A 16431-nucleotide genomic window follows, 5' to 3' on the forward strand; every position below is an offset into this window, starting at 1 on the left:
GGACGACCTCGCGTGCGGGTCAGCGGCGGCGGGACCGCGTGACCGTGAACTTCGGGTTCTGCGCGACGTGCACGGTGGGCCCGGCGGCGCGGGTCAGCGCCTCCCGGTAGTGCAGCGCCGTGTTGAAGACGCACCACAGCTCGCCGCCCTGGCGCAGCGCCCGCCCGGCCGCGCGGAACATGCGGTGGGCGGCGTCGGTGCGCACGGCCGTGCGGTCGTGGAACGGCGGGTTGAGCAGGATCAGGTCGGCGCTCGCGGGCTCCAGGTCCTCGCCCGCGTCCCCGCGCAGCGCGACGACGCGCCCGCCGACGCCGTTCGCCTCCGCCGTCGCCTGCGTGGACGCCACGGCCGCGGCGGAGCGGTCCGTCCCCACCACGCGGGCGTCCGGGTACCGGAGCGCGAGGACCGTGGCGAGCAGGCCGCTGCCGCTGCCCAGGTCGACGGCGTCGTGCACGCGGTCTGCTCCCGGCCACTTCTCCGCCGTCGTGAGCAGGAAGCGGGTGCCGAGGTCGAGCGTCGTGCCCGCGAACACCCCGCCGTGCGCGGCGACGGTGACGTCCGCCGGCGACGTCCCGCCCGACGGTGCCGCGGCCGCCAGCAGCTCCCGGTCGCGCAGCACGGCGCGCGCAGGGAAGGTGGGGGCGGCGTCGCGCGCCTCCGGCCGGACCCCGGTCGCGACCAGCGCGCGCGACTTCTGACGAGCGAGGGTGGCGCGCACGTCGGTGAACGACGCGGCCAGCACCTCGTTCATCGAGCGCGTCATGTGCTTGACCCGCCCGCCGGCCAGCACGACGACGTCGTCCGCGGCGTACCTGGCGACCGCCTCGGCGATCTCCGTGAGCTCGCCGAGGGACGGCGGGAGCTGGAGCAGCACGAGCCGAGCGCCGGCGAGCAGGTGCGACGTCTCGGTGTACAGGTCCGCGCGGACGAGGTGCACCTCGCGTCGCCCACCCCGAACGAGGTCAGCGAGGTCTGCGGAGAGGTGGTGGTCGAGCGCTGCCTCGGCGGTCACCGCGTCGGTGAAGGACCGCACCCGGGACGGTCCGAGCGTCAGTGCGCCCAGCGTGAGCGCGCCGAACCGGTCGCCGATGACGACGACGTCGTCCGGACCGGCGTCGGCCAGGAGGGGAGCGGCCTCGTCGAGCAGCAGCCGGTCGGTGGCATCGACGGCGACGGGCCCGTCGGCGCGTGAGCCGTCCTCGGGCCACGGGGCGAGCGCGCCGAGGACGGCGGCCAGCCGCGCGGCGGGGTCGAGGCTCTCGAAGGGCTCGGTGGGGGCGGGGGAGTCGGGCTCGGAGGCGTGGTGCACCCGACCAGTCTCCCTGACGGGGACGCCGGTGCCCGACCGGGCGCCCTACCCTGGCGCCATGAGTGAAGCCCCCGCCGCGCCGGAGCCGACGTCGACCGCGCGCGTGTCGATCACCTACTGCACGCAGTGCCGGTGGCTGATGCGCGCGGCGTGGGTGGCGCAGGAGCTGCTGCAGACGTTCCGCACGCGGCTCTCCGAGGTCGCGCTGGTCCCGGGGACGGGCGGCGTCTTCCGGGTGGAGCTCGACCCGGGCGACGGCCGGGACGCCGTGCTGCTGTGGGACCGCGCCGCCGAGGGCGGGTTCCCGGAGATCCCGCCGCTCAAGACGGCGATCCGCGACGCCGTCGCGCCGGACCTCTCGCTCGGGCACACGGACCGGGTGCAGCCGCGGGGTTGAGCCGATCTGTTCGGCAGCTCGTCGATCTCCTCGGCACGTTCGGCTGCCGAAGAGATCGATCCGCTGCCGAACTGATCGGGAGTGGCGCTCAGCGGGACCGGCGGGCGGACTTCTCCGCCTTGCGCGCGGCCTCGGCCGCGACGCGGTCCTCCTCCTCGCGCACCTTGGCCGCCGTCGCGCGCTCGTCGACCAGCCACTGGGGCGGGTCCTGGCGCAGCTCGTCGATCTGCTCGGTGGTCAGCGGCTCGGTGACGCCGCCGCGCGCGAGGCCGGCGATGGAGATGCCGAGCCGGCCGGCGACGACGGGACGCGGGTGGGGCCCGAGGCGGCGCAGCTCCTCGAGCCACTGCGGCGGATTCGTCTCGAGCTGCTCGAGCTCGGCGCGCGTGATGCCGTGCTCCTGGAACTCGGGCGGGGTCGCGGGCAGGTACACCCCGAGCTTCTTCGCCGCGTTCGTCGGCTTGAGGACCTGCTGGGAGAAGGGGGTTCCGGCCATGGGCACCAGGGTAGTCGCGGCGGGCGGCGCGGCACGCCCACGTAGCCTGGTGCCGTGACCGACCAGCCGGGCGAGGCCCTCGACGACACGGTGGACGACGAGCCGGACGACGCCGTCGAGAGCGAGGACGCCCTCGTCGAGGCGGCCGACGACGGACGTCCCACCTTCCGGCTCGGGTACGTGCCCGGCGCGACGCCGGGCCGCTGGGCGCGCACGTGGCGCGACCGGCTCCCGGGCGTCCGGCTCGCCCTGGTCCAGGTCGACGCCGCCGACGCGCCCGCCGCGCTGGTCGAGCGGCAGGTGGACGCGGCGCTCCTGCGCCTCCCGGTCGACGGCGACGTCCTGCACGCCATCCCGCTGTACACGGAGCTGCCCGTGGTCGCCGTCTCGCGCGACCACCTGCTCGCGGCGACGACGGAGGACGAGGTCGTCGCCGCCGACGACGTCGCGGACGACGTCGTGTGGCTGCCCGCGGACGACGTCCTCTACCCGGCGGGAGAGCCCGTTCCCGGCCGGGCGCCGGAGGCGTACGACGACGGCGCGGGCGGCCTCGTGGAGCCCGAGCGGCCCGCGACGGCGGCCGACGCGATCGCCCTGGTCGCGACCGGGGTCGGGGTCACGGTCGTGCCCATGTCGCTGGCGCGGCTGCACCACCGCAAGGACGTCACCTACCGGGTGCTCGACGGCGGGCCCGGCGCGCCCGTCGGCCTGGGGTGGCTCGTGGACGGGCTGCCCGACGACGTGCGCGAGCTGGTGGAGGAGATGATCGGCATCGTGCGCGGCCGCACCGCCAACAGCTCCCGGGGCCGTGCCGCGGCCGGGCGGTCGGACGCGAAGACCGCGGAGGTCACGAAGCCGGCGAGGGCGCAGGGCCAGCGCGGCGGGGGCGCTGCCCAGGGGCGTGGCTCCGGCCAGCGCGGCGCGGCACGGCGCGGCGGGGGCGCGCGGCCGTCGCCGCCGCGCAAGGGCCGGCGGCGCGGCAGCCGCTGAGCGAGCCGGCCACCGCGCCCGGTGGGCGGTCGCTCAGCGCCCGGCTCAGCCGGCTGTGCTTCCGGAGGCCGCCGCCAGGGCGCGCACGGTGTCCACCGTGTCCGCCTCGGCGGCGGACTTGTCGTCGCGGTAGCGCACCACCCGCGCGAACCGCAGCGCCATGCCGCCGGGGTAGCGGGTGGAGCGCTGCACGCCGTCGAAGGCGATCTCGACCACCTGCTCGGGACGCACCTGCACGACGTACGACGACCCGTCGGCGGGCGACGTCGCCAGCTCGGTGAACCGCTCGGTCTGCCAGGCGAGCATCTGGTCGGTCATGCCCTTGAAGGTCTTCCGGGTTACAAGTGCAGGAACGACGTGTCGGTGCGGTAGCGCACGACTCGTGCGGAGCGCAGGACCACGCCTCCCGTGTAGCGACTCGATCGCTGGACGGGCGCCGATGGCGACCTCGACAACCTGCTCAGGACGCACGTAGACCGCGTGGCCCTCGCAGTGCGTCTCAAGTTCGAGCAAGCGTTCCGTCTGCCAGGCGAGCATCTCGCCGGTCATCCCCTTGAAAGTCTTCCCGGCCATCAGCCAGCCGCTTCGTTCAGGATCTTGTGACGTCATCCAAGGTCCCCAGTCACCAACGCGACCATCTGTGCCAGGCTCTGCCCGTGGACTCCAGTCGCGAGATGTTTCGCATCCTCCCGTTCCCGTTCAGGGACGACAGGTTTCCTCCATCGCTCGGCGCTGTGGTGCAGACGACGGTCTTGGACGGCGTCGAACCCGCGCGCGAGGTGGTTCATTTCTCGGACGGGGCGTGGGCGATCGGTGACGGGCGCAACGACCCGAACGTGCCAGGCGCGTCAATCGCGACTCATATCGCTCATGCGATCGAGCGGAACAGTTCGATCGCCACACTCGCGACGATGCCCCCAGGATTCATCGCAAAGAGGTCCGGGCCTGGAGGCAGGTGGACGCTTACGCTGCTCGACGAGTCTGACTGACGGTCGGCTTGGTCTCGCGTGGCGGTCCCGTCTCAGGACGGGAGATAGGAGCGCAGCGTGTCGATGGTGTCGGCCTCGGTCGCGGGCTTGTCGTCGCGGTAGCGGACCACCCGCGCGAACCGGAGGGCGACACCTCCGGCATACCTGCTCGACCGCTGCACGCCGTCGAAGGCGACCTCGACCACCTGCTCCGGGCGAACGTGGACCACGTGGCCCTCGCGATGCGTCTCAAGTTCGAGGAAGCGTTCCGTCTGCCAGACGAGCATCTCGTCGGTCATCCCCTTGAAGGTTTTTCCGACCATCGCCCAGCCGCTTCGGTCAACATCCTTCGAGGTCTTGCCGAGCATGACGAAGCCGCCGGCGCCGGGGTCGCGCGCGCCGAGGTGGATGTTGGACAGCCAGCCCTGGCGGCGGCCGGAGCCCCACTCCACGGCGAGCACCACGAGGTCGAGCGTGTGCCGGGGCTTGACCTTGACCCAGCCGGCGCCGCGGCGGCCGGCGGCGTAGGGCGCGTCCAGGGCCTTGAGCACCAGCCCCTCCTGACCGGCGGCGACGGTGTCGGCGAAGAACCTTTCGACCTCCCCGACGTCGGCGGAGACCAGTCGCGGCACCACGACCTCGGGCGGGAGCACGCGGTCCAGGACCTCGAGGCGCTCGGCCGCGGGCGCGTCGATGAGGTCGGTGCCGTCGTGGTGCAGCACGTCGAAGAACCGCACGCTGAGCGGCACGGTGGCGCTGCCCGCCTCGGCGTCGTGGCTGCCCGTGCGGGCGGCGGTCTCCTGGAAGGGGCGCGGGCGGCCGGCGTCGTCGAGGGCGATCGCCTCGCCGTCGAGCACCACCGTGCGCAGGTCGAGGGAGCGTGCGACGGCGACCACCTCGGGCAGCCGCTCCGTGACGTCGTCGAGCGAGCGCGTGAAGACGACGACGTCGTCGCCGCGGCGGTGCACCTGCACGCGGATGCCGTCGAGCTTGGTGTCGGCGGCGACGGCGCCGCCCTCGAACCGCTCCAGGGCGGCGGCGACGTCGGGGGCCGACGCCGCGAGCATGGGCCGCACGGGCCGGCCGGGCTCGAGCCGGAACGCCTCCAGGGCGGGCGCGCCGCCGTCGAGCGCGGCCCGGGCGATGGGCCCGGTGAGGGCGCTGAACATCGCCGCCCGGCGCACCACCGGCAGCGGGACGTCGGCCGCGGCGGCGATCGCGTCGAGCAGCAGCGAGTCGAGCGCTCCCTGGCGCAGCTCGCCCAGCACGAGGCGGCGCACGAAGTCCTGCTCGTCGGCCGTGGCGCGCCCGAACAGCTCGTCGACGGCGGACCGGCGGGCGGCCTGCGAGCCGGCGCCCGCGAGCTGCTCGAGGCGGCCGAGCGCGCCGTCGACGTCGGCGGGCGTGAGGGACGGCTCGGCCGCGGGGTCGGGGAGGCTGCCCAGCGTGCGCCACCCCAGGCCGGTGCGGCGCTGCCGCGGCCTGCCCGACAGGAACGCCGCGACGACCTCCACCTCGTCGCCCGGCTCCGCGGCGCGCAGCGACTCCGCGAGCAGCTCCCGCTTGCGCAGCCGCGAGCGCGTCGCGGCGACGGCGGCGTGCGTGGTGACCAGCTCGGAGAGCAGCACCCGACGATCGTCGCACCCGCCTCCGACGCTGTCGCGGCGCCGTCGGACCCCCGGCCTGCTGCGGTGGGCAGAACCGCGTGCGTCCGGACGGTCGCCCTGGGAGCGTGGCGGCATGGGAGCGACGAGTGGGCTGGGCACCGTCGCGGTGCTCTCGGACGTGCACGGCGTGCTGCCCGTCCTGGAGGCGGTCCTCGACGAGCCGGACGTGCGCGCGGCCGACGCCGTCGTCGTCACCGGCGACCACGCCGCGGGACCGCAGCCGCTGGCGGTGCTCGACCGGCTGCGGGCGCTCGGCCGCCGGGCGGTGCTCGTGCGCGGCAACGCGGACCGCGAGCTCGTCGCGCACGCCCGGGACGGCTCGGGCCCCGTGCCCGACCCCGTCGCCCCCTGGGCGGCGGCGCAGCTGCGCCCCGCCGACGTCGCGCTGCTGGCCGGGCTGCCGCACCCCGTGGAGCTGCGCGTGCGCGGGTTCGGGCGGGTGGTGGCCTGCCACGGGACGCCGCGCGACGACGAGGAGGTCGTGCTCGTCGACTCCTCGCTCGAGCGATGGGCCGAGGTGCTGGGCGGGCTGGACGACGACGTCACGACGGTGCTGTGCGGGCACACGCACATGCCGTTCGTGCGGCTGGTGGACCGGCGCCTCGTCGTGAACCCGGGCAGCGTCGGGATGCCGTACGGCCGCGCCGGCGGGTCATGGGCGCTGCTGCGCGGCGGCCAGGTCGAGCTGCGACACACGGCCGTCGACGTGGACGCCGCCGTGGCGGCGCTGGTGGCGGGATCGTCATACCCGAACGTCCAGGAGTGGGCCGACGAGTACCTGCGGTCGGCGGCGAGCGACGCGGACGCGCTGCGCGTCTTCGGCCCGCGGGACGGGCGCGACGCCCGCCCCGCGGGTGGCGACGAGGTGGGTCAGAGCTCCTCGTAGACCGCCGGGTCCTGGTCGGCGGTGCGCCCGTCGGGGCGGCCGAGACCGGTGATGCGGGCCATCTCGTCGTCGGTGAGCTCGAACGAGAACAGGTCGAGGTTGTCGGCCTGCCGCTCCGGGCTGGACGCCTTGGGGATGGGCACGACGCCGAGCTGCACGTGCCAGCGCAGGATGGCGCGCACGGGCGAGACGCCGTGGGCCGCCGCGACCTCCGCGATCACCGGGTCCCCGAGCATGTCGCTCGCCCGGCCCAGGGGGCTCCACGCCTCGGTGACGATGCCGCGCTCGGCGTCGGCGGCACGCTGGGCGGCCTGCGGGAAGTACGGGTGCAGCTCGACCTGGTTCACGACCGGGGTCACGCCGGTGGCCTCGATGACGGCGTCGAGGTGCTCGGGCAGGAAGTTCGAGACCCCGACGTGCCGGATCAGGCCGCGCTCGCGGCAGTCGACCAGCGCCTGGTACGCCTCGACGTACTTCCCGATGCGCGGGTTGGGCCAGTGGACGAGGTACAGGTCGAGGTGGTCGAGCCCGCTGCGGTACACCGACTCCTCGACGGTGGCGACGGCGTCGTCGTAGGCCTGGCGGCGGCCGGGCAGCTTCGACGTGATCAGCAGCTGCTCGCGCGGCACCGAGGAGGCCCGTACGGCGCGGCCGACGGTGCCCTCGTTCTCGTAGCTGAACGCCGAGTCGATCAGCCGGTAGCCGGCGTCGATGGCGCGGGCGATCGCGTCGGCGCCGCCGTGGCCCTTGAGCTTGTACGTGCCGAAGCCGACGGCGGGGATCGCGGTGCCGTCGGCGGCGTTACGGGTGGGGACGTCGGGCGTGGTGCTCTGCTCGCTCATGCCCCCATTCCACACCCGCGGCCACATCGGCCGTCCAGCGGCTCGACGACTTCGCCTGGCACGCGCACGGCCCGCCCCCGGAGCGGGGACGGGCCGTGCGCGGTGCGTGCGTCAGGCGGCGTCGGGGTAGGGGACGCCCGTCGTCGCGTGGCAGCGGTAGCCGTGCGGGTTCTTGTCGAGGTACTCCTGGTGGTAGTCCTCGGCGTAGTAGAACGGGCCGGCCTCGACGGCCGGTCGCAGCTCGGTGGTGATCGGGTCGTAGCCCTTCGCCGCGAGCACCTCGGAGTACCGCTCCGCCGTCTCGCGCACCGCCTGCTCCTGCTCCGGCGTGGTCCAGTAGACCGCCGAGCGATACTGCGTGCCGACGTCGTTGCCCTGCCGGAAGCCCTGGGTCGGGTCGTGCCGCTCCCAGAAGATCTTGAGCAGCTCGGCCTCGGAGACCTTCGCCGGGTCGTAGGCCACCAGGGTGGTCTCGGTGTGCCCGGTGCGCGCCGTGCACACCTCCTCGTACGTCGGGTTCGGCGTCGTGCCGCCCATGTACCCGACGGCCGTGCTCACCACGCCGGGCACCTGCCAGTAGATCTCCTCGGCGCCCCAGAAACAGCCCATCGCCAGGTACAGCACCCGCGTGCCCTCGGGCCACGGGCCCGTGAGCGACGTGCCGAGCACCGTGTGCGGGCGGGCGGCGGGCAGGACGGGAGACTCGCGCCCGGGAAGCGCGTCCTCCGGCGCCACCATGGTGGTCTTGCCGGAGCGGCCGAGCAGCTGGTCGAAGATCGAGTTCATCGGGTTACCTCCTTGAGAGGGACGCGGTGGTCCCGTAGTGCGCAACGACATCGCCCGCCGGGGTGTTCCATGCTCGAGTGCGAGCCGGGCGCTACGGTCCCGTCATGGCCGACGACCGCCCCGACCTGCCCGACCAGCTCCTCCTGCCCGACCCGGCGGCGTGGCGGGCCTGGCTCGACGAGCACGAGGACACCACTCCCGACGGCGCGTGGCTGGTGCTCGCGAAGAAGGGGCGCCCGTCGCCGACGACGCTCACGCACGCGTCGGCGCTGGAGGAGGCGTTGTGCAGCGGGTGGATCGACGCGCAGATGCGGAGCCTGGGCGCCGACACGATGCTGCAGCGGTTCTGCCCGCGCCGGACGCGCAGCCGCTGGTCGGTGCGCAACCAGGAGATCGTGGCCCGCCTGACCGACGAGGGCCGGATGCGGCCCCGCGGGCAGGCGGAGATCGACGCGGCGAAGGCGGACGGGCGCTGGGAGGCCGCGTACCACGGCTCCGCGCGCGCCGAGGTGCCGGACGACCTCGCCGCGGCGATCGCGGCCAGCCCCGCGGCGTCGGCGATGTTCGAGGTCCTCACGGCGCAGAACCGGTACGCGATCCTGCACCGCCTGGGGGCCCTCAAGACGGCGGAGGCGCGCGAGCGCAACGTGGCGAAGTACGTCGCGATGCTGGAGCGCGGCGAGACCGTCCACCCGCAGCGGCGGCGTCCCGCCGCAGGGTGACGGGGCCGCCAGGAGGTCCCCGTCGGCGTCCGACCTGTGGACGCGCCGTGAAGATCCCGGTCGACGGCCGGCCGCCGCGCCGGCGCGCGGGCGTGGCCCCCGCGCGTCGAGACCCCGGGCCGCCTAGGGTTTCCGCGTGAGCTCGGAACGTACCTCCCCCTCCGGCGCGGACAGCGTCCCGCTGAGCGTGCGCGCGGCGGCCTCCTGGTCGTGGCGCGTCCTGCTGATCGCCGCCGCCGTCGCCGCCTTCCTGTGGCTGCTGGCGGCGCTCAAGACCATCGTCGTGCCGGTCGCCATCGCCCTGCTGCTGACGATCCTGCTGGCGCCCGTGCGCCGGACGCTGCAGCGGTGGCACCTCAGCAAGGGCCTGGCGACGGCCGTGTCGATCGTCGGGCTGATCGTGCTGGTGGGCGGCCTGGTGACGCTCGCCGGCACGTCCATCGTCAGCGGCTTCCAGGATCTCGCCGACCAGGCCGTCGAGGGCTTCCGCCAGTTCACGACCTGGCTCGCCGAGGGCCCGCTGAAGCTCGACTCCGACCAGCTGTCCCAGTACGGCCAGCAGCTCCAGAGCTCGCTGGTGGAGAGCTCCGGCCTCGTCTCGGGCGCGCTGGGCGCCGCGACCACCGTGGGGCACGTCTTCGTCGGCGCGCTCATCGCCCTGTTCTGCACGATCTTCTTCCTGCTCGACGGCCGCACCATCTGGACGTGGCTCGTCAACCTGCTGCCCGTGCGGGCCCGGGAGAACGTGCACCAGGCGGGCCGTCGGGGACTCGTCACGCTGTCGGCCTACGTGCGCACCCAGATCCTGGTCGCGTTCGTCGACGCCGTCGGCATCGGGATCGGGTCGGCGTTCTTCGTCCCCGCGCTCGCGCTGCCGATCGGCATCCTCGTCTTCGTCGGCTCGTTCGTGCCGATCATCGGTGCGATCGTCACCGGTGCGATCGCCACCGCCGTCGTGCTGGTGGCGAACGGCTGGGTCGCGGCCCTCATCATGCTCGGCATCGTGCTGCTGGTGCAGCAGGCCGAGAGCCACATCCTGCAGCCGTTCCTCATGGGCCACGCGGTGTCCCTGCACCCGGTGGCGGTGGTGCTCGTGGTCGCGGCGGGCAGCCTCGCCGCGGGGATCGTGGGGGCCCTGTTCGCGGTGCCGCTCGCGGCCGTGCTGAACACGATCCTGCTGTACCTGCACGGGCACGACAAGTTCCCCGAGCTCGGCACCGAGGACCACGTGCCGCTGCTGCGCCGGCGATCCCAGCTGCCCGGTACCCTGCTCTGGTCGGGACGGGCGTCGCAGGACACGGCGACGGCGGGCGGTACCTCGGACGGCAGCACGACCGACGCCCCTGCCCCGCCCGACGCGGGCCCGGCAGGAGAGAACAGGTAAGTGGCAGCACACCCCCCGATCGACCGCGTCACCCTCGAGGACGTCCGCACCGCCGCGGCCCTCCTGGACGGCGTCATCACCCGCACCCCGGTGCAGGCCTTCCGCGCGATGTCCGAGGTGGCGGGCGCGCCCGTCGTCCTCAAGTGCGAGAACCTGCAGCGCGCCGGGTCGTTCAAGATCCGCGGCGCCTACACGCGCCTGAGCCGGATGTCCGACGAGGAGAAGGCGCGCGGCGTCGTCGCCGCCAGCGCGGGCAACCACGCGCAGGGCGTGGCCCTCGCGGCCCAGATGCTCGGCATCCACGCCATCGTCTACATGCCCGTGGACGCCTCGGTGCCGAAGCTGCGGGCCACCCGCGGCTACGGGGCCGAGGTGCGGCAGGTCGGCGAGAGCGTGGACGAGGCGCTCGTCGCCGCCCGCGCGGAGGCAGCGCGCTCCGGGCGCACGCTCATCCACCCGTTCGACCACCTCGACGTCGTCACCGGTCAGGGCACGGTCGCGCTCGAGATCCTCGAGCAGGTGCCCGACGTCGGCACGGTCGTCGTGCCGCTCGGCGGCGGCGGGCTGGTCGCGGGCATCGCGACCGTCCTCGCCGAGGCCGCACCGCACGTCAAGGTCGTGGGGGTGCAGGCCGAGACGGCCGCCGCGTACCCGCAGTCGCTCGTGGCCGGGCGACCGGTTCCGCGCGCGCTCGGCGCGACGATGGCCGACGGCATCGCCATCGGCACCCCCGGCGACGTGCCGTTCGAGGTGCTGGCGCGCCTCGGTGTGGAGGTGCGCACCGTCTCCGAGGAGGAGATGTCGCGCGCCCTGCTGCTCGTGGCGGAGCGGGGCAAGCTCATCGTGGAGCCGTCGGGCGCCGCCGGGGTCGCGGCGGTGCTGGCCGCCGAGCCCGGCTCGCTGCCGGGCACGATCGTCCCCGTCCTCACGGGCGGCAACATCGACCCCTTGCTGCTGCTGCGGGTGGTGCAGCACGGCCTCGTCGCCGCCGGCCGGTACCTGCAGCTGCGCGTGTGCATCGACGACAAGCCGGGCTCGCTCGCCGAGCTGCTCGACGTCGTCGCGCACGCCGGCGCGAGCATCGTGCAGGTGGAGCACACCCGCACCGACACCTCGCTCACCGTGGCGCAGGTGCTCGTGAACCTCCAGCTCGAGACCAAGGGGCAGGAGCACTGCGAGGCCGTCGTCGAGCGCCTGCGCGCCGCGGGGTTCGCGGTCGCGTGACCCGACCTGCGCCGCCCCGGCCGCGCCCGGGTCAGCGGAGCGCGCGCCGGTAGTCGCCGGGCGCGTACCCGCAGATCTGGCGGAAGGTGTCGTAGAAGCTGCTCTGCGACGTGAACCCGGCCGCGTGCCCGACCTCCACCGTGGTGGCGCCCGTCGTGATGAGCAGGCGCTGCGCCTCCGCCACCCGGCACCTGGCGATGTAGGTGCCGAGGGTGGTGCCCACCACCCGCTTGAACAGCGTCATCGCGTGGCTGGGGCTGAGGTGCACGGCGCGCGCGACGTCCGACGGCGAGATGGGGGAGCGGTAGTGCTCCGCCACGAACTGCGCCATCGCGGTGGCACGCGCGGCCGCGCCGGACGGCCCGGCCGCGCCCGCCGCGTCGCCCGCCGGGCCCGGTGTCCCCGCGGCCTCCGCGGCCGCGAGCGTCCGGCGCACGAATGCCTGCACCTCCAGCATGACGACGACGTGGTCGCCGCCCGCCAGGACGTCGCGGTGCCATGTCGCCAAGAGCGCGTCGACGTCGCGGGCGAGCGCGGCGGCGGGCACGACGACGGGGCGCGCCCGCAGCAGCACCGCGATCTGCTCGGCCGGCAGGGCCCAGCCGAGCACCTCGGTGAGCGGCACGTGCACCCACGACACGGCGGACTCCACCGCGTCGGGCTCGACCAGCTGGTGCGGCGTGCCGCCCCAGAAGAGCGCCACCTCGCCCGCCTCGACCCGCAGCGTCGACCCGCCGAACAGGTACTCCAGGCGACCCGTGTGCACGAGGTTGAGCTCGAGGTCGTCGTGCCGGTGCGGGTGCTCCATCACCGGGGGTGCGCCGCGGCGCACCCACAGGGCGGCCTCCTCCAGGCGGACGTCGTCGACCGTCAGCGTCATGCCGGGAGCCTAGGGCGATCGAAGGATCCCGGAAAGCGGGGCGATCGATCCGGAGGATCGACCGCCATCCTCGGGCCTAGCGTCGCTGCATGGCTCATTCCCCGAAGATCACCATCATCGGCGCCGGCGGCTTCGTGTTCCCGTTCCGGCTCATCGGTGACCTGCTCAGCTTCCCTGCCCTGCGCGACGCCACGCTCTGCCTCATGGACCTCGACGCCGACCGCCTGGACCGGGTGGCGGGCGCGGCCCGCGAGCTCGTGGACCACCACGGGCTGCCCACCGTCGTCGAGCAGACCACGGACCGGCGGGCGGCCCTCGACGGTGCCGACTTCGTCATCATCACGTTCCAGGTGGGCGGCGTGGAGTCCTACCGGCACGATGTCGAGATCCCGCGCCGCTACGGCGTCGACCAGACCGTGGGCGACACGGTCGGCCCCGGCGGGGTGTTCCGCTTCCTGCGCTCGGTCCGCGCGTACCAGGACATCGCGGACGACGCGCTGGAGGTCTGCCCCGACGCGCAGTTCATCAACTACGCCAACCCGATGGCGATGGCCACCGCCTACCTCAACGCCCTCGGGCTGCGCACGGTGGGCCTGTGCCACAGCGTGCAGGGCACGACGCGCATGCTCGCCCGCACCCTCGACGTCCCCTACGACGAGGTCTCCTACCGGTGCGCGGGTATCAACCACCAGGCCTGGATCCTCGAGCTCCGCCGCGGCGCCGAGGACCTGTACCCGCGCCTGCGCCGGGTCATGGCCGAGCGTCACGTCCGCGGCCGGGCGGCCGCCGACCTGCTCGCCGACGACGGCGACCACTCGGACGCCGCGCTCGCCGCCAGCACCTACGAGGGCGGCAACGAGCAGGTGCGCACCACGCTGATGAACCACTTCGGGTACTTCGAGACGGAGTCCAGCCACCACGCGTCGGAGTACGTGCCGTGGTTCCGCAAGGATCCCGCCACGACGCTCGAGTACCTCCCGGAGCGCTGGGACTACTACGAGATCTGCTCCTCCCACGACGAGCAGGGCGACGTGGACGAGCAGCTCGAGCGGCTCAAGGCCGACCTCAGCCCGTCCGTCGAGTACGGGGCGTCGATCGTCAACGCCGTCGTCACGGGGGTGCCCGCCGTCGTCTACGGCAACGTGCCCAACGCGGGCCGGGTCATCACGAACCTGCCCGACGACGCCTGCGTCGAGGTCGCCTGCCTGGTGGACGCCGACGGCGTGCAGCCGACGTCGTTCGGGGAGCTCCCGCCGCAGCTCGCGGCGATCAACCGCACCAACGTCAACGTCCAGACGCTCGCCGTCCGGGCCGCCCTCACCGGCGACGTCGAGCACGTGCACCACGCCGTCGCCCTCGACCCGCTGACGTCCGCGCACTGCACGCTCGAGCAGGTCCGGGCGATGACGGACGAGCTCCTCGAGGCCCATGCCGCGCTGCTGCCCGCCGCGCTGCGGCCGGCGTCGTCCGCGTCGTCGTCGGCGTCCACCGTCGAGCGCGACCCCGTCCTGGCGCACTGAGCCCTCGTGGTGCCCCGGCGACGCCTCACCGTGCCGGTCGGGCTGTCCACCGTGACCAGCAACCCGGCGTTCGCCTCGCCGTGGGGCGCCGTGATGGCCGTGGCGACCGTCGCCGTCGTGCCGCTCCTCGTGGTGTTCCTGGTCTTCCAGAAGACCTTCGTGCAGGGGATCGCGAGCACGGGGATCAAGTAGTCGTCGGCGAGGTGTCTGTCGGGAGGTCTCCCGTTCGTCGTGCTCATGTACACGGCCACGAGGGCCGTGCAGGATGAGGAACCGACCCGAAGGAGATCGTCGTGCGCTACCTGATGCTGGTGCTGTCCACCCCCGAGGACCCGGAGCTGCGGCCGGAGGACGCCGCGGGCGCGCCTCCCATCGAGGGGTGGGTGGAGAAGTACTACGGCAGCGGCGCCGCCGTGCTCGGCGACCGGCTCCGCCCGCCCGCCGACGCGGTCGGGGTGCGGGTGCGCGGCGGGCGCGCGCTCGTCACCGACGGGCCGTTCTCGGAGACCAAGGAGGCGATCGGCGGGTTCGACGTGATCGACGCGCCCGACCTCGACACGGCGATCACCATCGCGTCCGAGCACCCCATGGCCCACGGGGGCGCCATCGAGCTGCGGCCGTTCTGGCCGCTGGGCCTCGACGGCTCCGGCGCGACGGACGGGGGCGCATGATGCGGTACCTGATGCTGGTGATCGAGCCCGACGTGCCCGACCGCGAGCCGGACGCCGACATCGAGGACTGGGTGCGCCGGCACGACGCCGACGGGTCGCGCGTGCTGGGGGAGCGGCTCCGGCCGGCCGCCGACGTGCGGCGCGTGCGGGTGGCCGACGGCCGCACCCTGGTGACCGACGGGCCGTTCACCGAGACGAAGGACGTCATCGGCGGGTTCGACATCGTCGAGGCGCCCGACCTCGAGGCCGCGCTCGCGATCGCCGCCGAGCACCCGGGCAGCCGGGGCGGCGGCACGATCGAGGTGCACCCGTTCTGGCCGACCGACGGGAGCGCACCGGCGTGACGGCGCCGGCGGCCGTCGCCGTCGAGGACGCCTTCCGCGGCGAGTGGGGGCGCGTCCTCGGCGCGGTGGCCCGCGCCACCGGCGACCTCGACCTCGCGGAGGAGTCCGCGCAGGAGGCGTTCGTGGCGGCGCTGCGCACCTGGTCGCGCGACGGCGTCCCCGACCGGCCGGGCGCGTGGCTCACGACGACGGCGCGGCGGCACGCCCTCGACGTGCTGCGTCGCCGCCGCGTCGAGGCGGAGAAGAGCGAGACCGCGGTGCGGCGGGGCGAGCGGGTCGACGGGCCGGGACGGGCCGGCGACAGCGTGCACGACGAGGTCGAGCGCGGCCTCGACGACGGGGGCTGGTCGCTCGACGACCCGGACGGCGACCTGGTGCGGTTGCTGTTCACGTGCTGCCACCCGGCCCTGCCGCTCGACGGCCGGGTGGCGCTGACGCTGCGCTCCCTCACCGGCATGACGACGGGGCATGTCGCACGCGCCTTCCTCGTGCCCGAGGCGACCATGTCGCAGCGGCTGGTGCGCACCAAGCGGCGCATCCGTGCCACCGGCATCGCGTTCCGGGTGCCGCCGCCGGCGCTGCTCGCCGGGCGCACGGACGCGGTGCTCGCGGTCCTCTACGTGCTGTTCACGGAGGGCTACGACGCCTGGGCGGAGCCCGCCGACGAGGTCGAGGGATGCGCCGAGCGTCGCGCGCTGGCCGGGGACGCGGTGCGGCTGGCCCGGCTCGCCGCCCGGCTGCTGCCCGACGAGCCCGAGGCTCGCGGCCTGCTCGCCCTCCTGCTGCTGCAGCATGCGCGCCGCGACGCGCGCACCGGGGACGACGGCGTCGCGCTGACCCTGGCGGAGCAGGACCGCACGCGGTGGCGCCGCGAGGAGATCGACGAGGGGCTGGCGGTGCTCGACACGGCGCTCGCGGCGCGTCGACCGGGGCCGTACCAGGTGCAGGCCGCGATCGCGGCGCTGCACTGCCGCGCGGCGACCGCGGCGGAGACGGACTGGGCGGAGGTGCTCGCCCTCTACGACGTGCTGCTCGATCTGGCGCCGTCGCCCGTCGTCGCGCTCAACCGGGCCGTGGCCGTGGCCGAGGTGCGCGGCGTCGACGCCGCCCTGGCCGCCGTCGACGCCGTCGGGCAGGACCCGGCGCTGACGGGCTACCACCTGCTGCCGGCCCTGCGGGCGGACCTGCTGACGCGCGCCGGGCGCCCCGCCGATGCCGTCGTCGAGCTGCGCCTCGCCCTCGACCAGGTCGACCGCGAGGGCGACCGACGCCTCCTGAGCGCCCGCCTCGCCGCCCTCGCGCCGAGGTAGTACGAGACCTGCCGAGGTAGTACGAGACCTGCCGA

The 16431-nt window shown here is 74.5% G+C and carries 18 protein-coding genes and 1 pseudogene; 12 read left to right on the plus strand and 7 right to left on the minus strand.

Going from position 1 to position 16431, the window contains the following annotated elements; translation table 11 throughout:
* Positions 1-19 precede the first annotated feature (19 nt).
* Complete coding sequence (locus ACQP6G_RS11945) at positions 20-1237, minus strand: class I SAM-dependent methyltransferase (RefSeq protein ID WP_429764649.1); 1218 nt, start codon at positions 1235-1237, stop codon at positions 20-22.
* A gap of 130 nt (positions 1238-1367) precedes the next feature.
* On the opposite strand from ACQP6G_RS11945, the gene ACQP6G_RS11950 reads away from it, so the two are divergent.
* Positions 1368-1706, plus strand: a complete 339-nt coding sequence (locus ACQP6G_RS11950) for an Rdx family protein (protein ID WP_429764537.1) — start codon at positions 1368-1370, stop codon at positions 1704-1706.
* Positions 1707-1794: 88 nt separating this feature from the next.
* On the opposite strand, the gene ACQP6G_RS11955 is transcribed toward ACQP6G_RS11950, so the two are convergent.
* On the minus strand, positions 1795-2202 hold the full coding sequence (locus tag ACQP6G_RS11955) for a DUF5997 family protein (RefSeq protein ID WP_429764538.1): 408 nt from the start codon (positions 2200-2202) through the stop codon (positions 1795-1797).
* 54 nt (positions 2203-2256) lie between these two features.
* On the opposite strand from ACQP6G_RS11955, the gene ACQP6G_RS11960 reads away from it, so the two are divergent.
* Entirely contained in the window at positions 2257-3192 is a 936-nt protein-coding gene (locus tag ACQP6G_RS11960) for a LysR substrate-binding domain-containing protein (protein ID WP_429764539.1), read from the plus strand.
* 45 nt (positions 3193-3237) lie between these two features.
* Here ACQP6G_RS11960 and ACQP6G_RS11965 read toward each other — a convergent pair.
* Positions 3238-3525 (minus strand): annotated as a pseudogene (locus ACQP6G_RS11965) (ATP dependent DNA ligase); the annotation flags it as partial.
* Positions 3526-3848: 323 nt separating this feature from the next.
* Between ACQP6G_RS11965 and ACQP6G_RS11970 the strand changes: the two are divergent.
* Positions 3849-4181 carry a hypothetical protein gene (locus tag ACQP6G_RS11970; RefSeq protein ID WP_429764540.1) on the plus strand — a complete coding sequence of 111 codons (333 nt, stop codon included), beginning with the start codon at positions 3849-3851 and terminating at the stop codon, positions 4179-4181.
* Between the two features lie 32 nt (positions 4182-4213).
* On the opposite strand, the gene ACQP6G_RS11975 is transcribed toward ACQP6G_RS11970, so the two are convergent.
* On the minus strand, positions 4214-5788 hold the full coding sequence (locus ACQP6G_RS11975) for an ATP-dependent DNA ligase (RefSeq protein ID WP_429764541.1): 1575 nt from the start codon (positions 5786-5788) through the stop codon (positions 4214-4216).
* A 112-nt stretch (positions 5789-5900) separates the two neighbouring features.
* Between ACQP6G_RS11975 and ACQP6G_RS11980 the strand changes: the two genes are divergently transcribed.
* Positions 5901-6713, plus strand: a complete 813-nt coding sequence (locus ACQP6G_RS11980) for a metallophosphoesterase family protein (protein WP_429764542.1) — start codon at positions 5901-5903, stop codon at positions 6711-6713.
* On the opposite strand, the gene ACQP6G_RS11985 is transcribed toward ACQP6G_RS11980, so the two are convergent.
* On the minus strand, positions 6698-7555 hold the full coding sequence (locus tag ACQP6G_RS11985) for an aldo/keto reductase (protein ID WP_429764543.1): 858 nt from the start codon (positions 7553-7555) through the stop codon (positions 6698-6700). The genes ACQP6G_RS11980 and ACQP6G_RS11985 overlap by 16 nt on opposite strands.
* A 111-nt stretch (positions 7556-7666) precedes the next feature.
* Positions 7667-8341 (minus strand): peptide-methionine (S)-S-oxide reductase MsrA, encoded by a 675-nt coding sequence (gene msrA, locus ACQP6G_RS11990; protein ID WP_429764544.1) that lies wholly within the window; start codon positions 8339-8341, stop codon positions 7667-7669.
* 104 nt (positions 8342-8445) lie between these two features.
* On the opposite strand from msrA, the gene ACQP6G_RS11995 reads away from it, so the two are divergent.
* The 3 genes from ACQP6G_RS11995 (at position 8446) to ilvA (ending at position 11671) form a co-directional block, all read left to right on the plus strand.
* Entirely contained in the window at positions 8446-9063 is a 618-nt protein-coding gene (locus tag ACQP6G_RS11995; protein ID WP_429764545.1) for a YdeI/OmpD-associated family protein, read from the plus strand.
* A gap of 136 nt (positions 9064-9199) precedes the next feature.
* On the plus strand, positions 9200-10447 hold the full coding sequence (locus ACQP6G_RS12000) for an AI-2E family transporter (RefSeq protein WP_429764546.1): 1248 nt from the start codon (positions 9200-9202) through the stop codon (positions 10445-10447).
* On the plus strand, positions 10448-11671 hold the full coding sequence (gene ilvA / locus ACQP6G_RS12005; protein WP_429764547.1) for a threonine ammonia-lyase: 1224 nt from the start codon (positions 10448-10450) through the stop codon (positions 11669-11671).
* Between the two features lie 31 nt (positions 11672-11702).
* Here the strand turns inward: ilvA and ACQP6G_RS12010 are convergent, their stop codons facing one another.
* Positions 11703-12551 (minus strand): helix-turn-helix domain-containing protein, encoded by an 849-nt coding sequence (locus ACQP6G_RS12010; protein WP_429764548.1) that lies wholly within the window; start codon positions 12549-12551, stop codon positions 11703-11705.
* Between the two features lie 89 nt (positions 12552-12640).
* On the opposite strand from ACQP6G_RS12010, the gene melA reads away from it, so the two are divergent.
* The 5 genes from melA to ACQP6G_RS12035 all read left to right on the plus strand — a co-directional run bounded on the left by melA (position 12641) and on the right by ACQP6G_RS12035 (position 16396).
* The gene (melA, locus tag ACQP6G_RS12015; RefSeq protein WP_429764549.1) at positions 12641-14071 is read left to right on the plus strand and encodes an alpha-galactosidase; all 1431 of its coding nucleotides are present in this window, start codon (positions 12641-12643) and stop codon (positions 14069-14071) included.
* A gap of 9 nt (positions 14072-14080) precedes the next feature.
* Positions 14081-14263 carry a hypothetical protein gene (locus tag ACQP6G_RS12020; protein WP_429764550.1) on the plus strand — a complete coding sequence of 61 codons (183 nt, stop codon included), beginning with the start codon at positions 14081-14083 and terminating at the stop codon, positions 14261-14263.
* Between the two features lie 101 nt (positions 14264-14364).
* On the plus strand, positions 14365-14742 hold the full coding sequence (locus ACQP6G_RS12025; RefSeq protein ID WP_429764551.1) for a YciI family protein: 378 nt from the start codon (positions 14365-14367) through the stop codon (positions 14740-14742).
* Positions 14739-15086, plus strand: a complete 348-nt coding sequence (locus ACQP6G_RS12030; RefSeq protein ID WP_429764552.1) for a YciI family protein — start codon at positions 14739-14741, stop codon at positions 15084-15086. The genes ACQP6G_RS12025 and ACQP6G_RS12030 overlap by 4 nt, the downstream gene beginning before the upstream one ends.
* Entirely contained in the window at positions 15083-16396 is a 1314-nt protein-coding gene (locus ACQP6G_RS12035; protein ID WP_429764553.1) for an RNA polymerase sigma factor, read from the plus strand. Before ACQP6G_RS12030 ends, ACQP6G_RS12035 begins: the two co-directional genes overlap by 4 nt.
* Positions 16397-16431 lie beyond the last annotated feature (35 nt).

This window comes from Isoptericola nanjingensis (genome assembly GCF_050311635.1).
GTDB classification, from domain to species: Bacteria; Actinomycetota; Actinomycetes; order Actinomycetales; family Cellulomonadaceae; genus Isoptericola; species Isoptericola nanjingensis.